At 60.6% G+C, this 4,492-nt stretch carries 4 protein-coding genes; 3 read left to right on the top strand and 1 reads right to left on the bottom strand.

The annotated features are described in order from the left end of the window. Positions 1 to 114 precede the first annotated feature (114 nt). A complete protein-coding gene (locus EN749_RS31215) occupies positions 115 to 936 on the bottom strand; it encodes a pyruvate, water dikinase regulatory protein (protein WP_127320737.1) in 822 nt (273 codons plus the stop codon). Between the two features lie 405 nt (positions 937 to 1,341). On the opposite strand from EN749_RS31215, the gene hemE reads away from it, so the two are divergent. From hemE to rho, 3 genes are all read left to right on the top strand, one after another. Further along, on the top strand, positions 1,342 to 2,373 hold the full coding sequence (gene hemE, locus EN749_RS31220; protein ID WP_127808581.1) for a uroporphyrinogen decarboxylase: 1,032 nt from the start codon (positions 1,342 to 1,344) through the stop codon (positions 2,371 to 2,373). After that, positions 2,373 to 2,909: a protoporphyrinogen oxidase HemJ gene (gene hemJ / locus EN749_RS31225; protein WP_127808583.1), complete on the top strand. Its 537-nt coding sequence runs from the start codon at positions 2,373 to 2,375 to the stop codon at positions 2,907 to 2,909. The genes hemE and hemJ overlap by 1 nt, the downstream gene beginning before the upstream one ends. Positions 2,910 to 3,139: 230 nt before the next feature. Beyond that, positions 3,140 to 4,405: a transcription termination factor Rho gene (gene rho, locus EN749_RS31230; RefSeq protein ID WP_127268017.1), complete on the top strand. Its 1,266-nt coding sequence runs from the start codon at positions 3,140 to 3,142 to the stop codon at positions 4,403 to 4,405. Positions 4,406 to 4,492 lie beyond the last annotated feature (87 nt).

The raw sequence follows: 4,492 nt of genomic DNA on the forward strand, positions 1-4,492 counted from the left end.
CAATGACAGCGCCCCTCTCCCCGTCACTATACGGGGAGAGGATGCCGGCAGGCAGGTGAGGGGCGGCGCCGAATTTCCGCCAGGGAAGACTCGGAAAACGCACTCCTCGCTCATCTATCTATTCTTCCCCCGCAGGGCAACGATGGCCGCCGCCGTTTCCTCGATCGAGCGGCGGCTGACGTCGATCATCGGCCAGCCATGGCGCGTGCAGATCTTGCGGGCATAGGCGAGCTCCTCGCCGATTGCGGCGCGGTCGACATAATCCGATGCCTCATACGAGCCGCTGTTGCCGAGGATGCGATTTTGCCGGACATGCGAGATGCGCTCGGCGGTGGCGATCAGCCCGACGATCAGCGGCTTGCTGGCGGCAACCAGGCTTTCCGGCACCGGCACGCCGAGCACGATCGGGATGTTGGCGGTCTTGATGCCGCGATTGGCGAGATAGATGCTGGTCGGCGTCTTCGACGTGCGAGAAATGCCGATCAGCACCACATCGGCATCGTCCATGTTGAGCGGCAACTGGCCGTCATCATGGTCCATGGTGAAATTGAGCGCGTCGATGCGGCGGAAATACTCGGCGTCGAGGACATGCTGGGCGCCGACGCGGCGGCCGGCCGGGGTGCCGAGATAGGACTGGAACACGGTCAGCACCGGCTCCAGCACCGATACACAGGGCAGGCCCATGGCCGCGCAGCGCTCGTCGATGCCGCGCGCCAGCTTCTGGTCGACGACCGTATAGAGGATGATGCCCGGTTCCTCCTCGATGTCCTCGAACACCTTCGCCACCTGCTTTTCGGTGCGGATAAGCGGATAGATATGCTCGATGGCGCGCGCATCCTTGTACTGCGCCGAAGCCGCCCGGCCGGCGGCGAGCAGCGTTTCGCCGGTCGCGTCGGAAATCAGGTGCAGGTGGAAGAAGCTCTGGGGTTTGTTCACAGGGGGTCACCTGGGGCTGTGGGCTTCTGTGGATAAAGCGGGATGAAAAGACTGGCCTGTCGGAGGCGACTGTATCAGATGGCAGTTTGTCCACAATTCGATGCGCTGTCAGCTTCGTCGGGCGATTGGGGACAAGTTTGGGGACGGCTTTTTTCGACTACGGTCCGTCCACAGGACCCGCCTTTCACCGCAATGCCTAACGCTTTGACTCGATTGATGAATTCCGAGCCATCCCCAGAACCCTACATCTGGGAAAAAGAAGCACGCGACAATATGTTGGCTGGTGTTTTCCGGGGCAAAGCGGGACAGGTGACAACCACCAGAACCAACAGACTCTTAGAATCAGAAGAATCTTAGATATAAGAATCTTTGATTATAGAAGAGGCTGGGAGAAGCGAGCGCCCGATGCCCCAGAACCGGATCATGCTGGATGTCCTGAAGGGCAAGGCTCATTTTCCGCCTCCGCTCTGGATGATGCGTCAGGCCGGACGCTATCTGCCGGAGTATCGGGAGACACGCAGGCGAGCAGGCTCGTTCCTGGACCTCTGCTACGATCCCGACCTTGCGGTCGAAGTGACCTTGCAGCCGATCGAGCGTTTTGGTTTCGATGCCTCGATCCTGTTTTCCGATATCCTTGTCGTTCCGCATGCGCTTGGCCGTGACGTTCGCTTTGAAGAGGGCAGAGGGCCGCTGCTGACGCCGATCACCGCGCCGGAGATTTTGGCTCTGGAAGGCAAGGTGTTTCACGTGAATCTCGAACCGGTCTATGAGACGGTTCGCCGGTTGCGGGCCAAACTGCCCGAAGAGACAACCCTGATCGGCTTCTGCGGCGCGCCGTGGACGGTGGCGACCTACATGATCGCCGGTCATGGCACGCCCGACCAGGCGCCGGCGCGGCTTTTTGCCTATCGCGAACCGGTGGCCTTTCAACGATTGCTGAAGGTGCTTGCCGAACATTCGGCCGCCTATCTCATCCGCCAGATCGAGGCGGGTGCGGATGTGGTGCAGATATTCGATTCCTGGTCCGGCGTGCTGGACGATGAGAGTTTCGACCTGTTCTGCGTTCAGCCGATGGCCGAGATCGTTGGCCGGGTGCGGGCGGTTCATCCCGATGTTCCGATCATCGGTTTTCCCAAGGGTGCCGGTTCGCGCTACCGGACATATCGACAGAAGACCGGCGTGACGGCGCTGGGGATCGACTGGACGGTACCCCTGATCGCAGCGAAGGAATTGCAGCGCTCGGGTGCGGTTCAGGGCAATCTCGATCCCTTGCGGCTCGTGGCTGGCGGCAAGGCGCTGTCGGATGGCGTCGAGGCGATCCTGAGGGCGCTGGGAGACGGGCCGCTGATCTTCAATCTCGGTCACGGCATCACGCCGGAGACGCCGATCGCCCATGTCGAGGCGATGGTGAGTCAGGTGCGGAGCGCGACACGCTGATGGCTGAGATGAAAAACGCGAACAGCACCGGTCAGGCGATGATGCGGATGATATCAGGTATCGCGGTGCTGGTCGTTCTCACCGCGCTTTTGTATTTCGCGGCACCCGACAGCTTCTATCTCTGGGCAAAGGCGATCCATATCCTCGCCGTCATCTCATGGATGGCGGGCATGCTCTATCTGCCGCGGCTGCTGGTCTATCATGCCGATGCCGAGAAGGGCTCGGTGCAATCGGAGACCTTCAAGGTGATGGAGCGGCGCCTGCTGCGCGGCATCATCAACCCGGCGATGATCGTCACCTGGGTGTTCGGCCTGTGGCTCGCCTGGAAGGGTTTTGGTTTCCAGGGCGGCTGGCTGCATGCCAAGATCGGTGCGGTGCTTTTGCTGTCCGCCGTTCACGGATATCTGGCCGGCGCGGTGCGCAAATTCGCCGAGGACCGCAATGAAAAACCGGCCAGGCACTGGCGGATGGTCAACGAGATCCCCACATTGCTGATGATCGCAATCGTCATCCTGGTGGTGGTCAAGCCGTTCTGATGCATGCTGCTCAAAAACGGCCAGGAGACAACGGCGGGCAGTGATGCGTTTCAAGCCTTCATAGGTCACGCAAAACGCAGCTTGCTCTTTCACCCGACCGACGATAAAAGACGGGTCTTCCTTCCCGTCATGCGCCGCCCCTCATTGTTTTCGGCCGCGCCCGGCATTTGTCGCATCCCGCCGATATTTTCCCAAAGCCTACCCAGACTCCATCTATTCAAGGTCCGTCTATGCAAGAAATGAAACTCGCCGAGTTCAAGAACAAGAAACCGCCAGAGCTGATCGCTTATGCCGAATCGCTCGAGGTCGAAAACGCCAGCGTCATGCGCAAGCAGGAGCTGATGTTTGCGATCCTGAAGAAGCTGGCCGCCCAGGAGATCGAGATCATCGGTGATGGCGTGGTCGAGGTGCTGCAGGACGGTTTCGGCTTCCTGCGCTCCGCCAATGCCAATTATCTGCCAGGTCCCGACGACATCTATATTTCGCCGTCGCAGATCCGGCGCTTTTCGCTGAAGACCGGCGATACGGTCGAAGGGCCGATCCGCAGCCCGAAAGAGGGCGAGCGCTATTTCGCGCTGCTGAAGGTCAACACCATCAATTTCGACGATCCCGAAAAGATCCGCCACAAGATCCACTTCGACAATCTGACGCCGCTCTATCCGACCAAGCGGCTGAAGATGGAGATCGAGAATGCGACCACCAAGGACATCTCGCCGCGTGTGATCGACCTGGTCGCGCCGATCGGCAAGGGACAGCGCGCTCTGATCAACGCGCAGCCGCGTACCGGCAAGACGGTTCTGATGCAGAACATCGCCCACTCGATCACCGCCAACCATCCGGAATGCTATCTAATCGTGCTGCTGATCGACGAGCGGCCGGAAGAAGTGACCGACATGCAGCGCTCGGTGAAGGGCGAGGTGATCTCCTCGACCTTCGACGAGCCGGCGGTGCGCCACGTGCAGGTCGCCGAAATGGTCATCGAGAAGGCCAAGCGCCTGGTCGAGCATGGCCGCGACGTCGTCATCCTGCTCGATTCGATCACCCGCCTCGGCCGCGCCTACAACACCGTCGTGCCGTCATCCGGCAAGGTGCTGACCGGCGGTGTCGACGCCAACGCGCTGCAGCGGCCGAAGCGCTTCTTCGGCGCCGCCCGCAACATCGAGGAAGGCGGTTCGCTGACCATCATCGCCACCGCGCTGATCGATACCGGCAGCCGCATGGACGAAGTCATCTTCGAAGAGTTCAAGGGCACCGGCAACTGCGAAATCCAGCTCGACCGCAAGGTGGCCGACAAGCGCATCTATCCGGCCATGGACATCTTGAAGTCCGGCACCCGCAAGGAAGACCTGCTGGTTTCCAAGCAGGATCTGCAGAAGATCTTCGTGCTGCGCCGCATCCTGGCGCCGATGGGAACCACCGACGCAATCGAGTTCCTGATCGACAAGCTCAAGCAGACCAAGACCAATGCGGATTTCTTCGATTCGATGAACACGTAAGAGGACTGGCGAGGGCCAACGGGCAACTGCTTGCGCTGCCCCTCATCCGCCTGCCGGCACCTTCTCCCCGTATAGTGACGGGGAGAA

This window comes from Mesorhizobium sp. M7A.F.Ca.ET.027.02.1.1 (genome assembly GCF_004022985.1).
Taxonomy (GTDB): Bacteria; Pseudomonadota; Alphaproteobacteria; order Rhizobiales; family Rhizobiaceae; genus Mesorhizobium.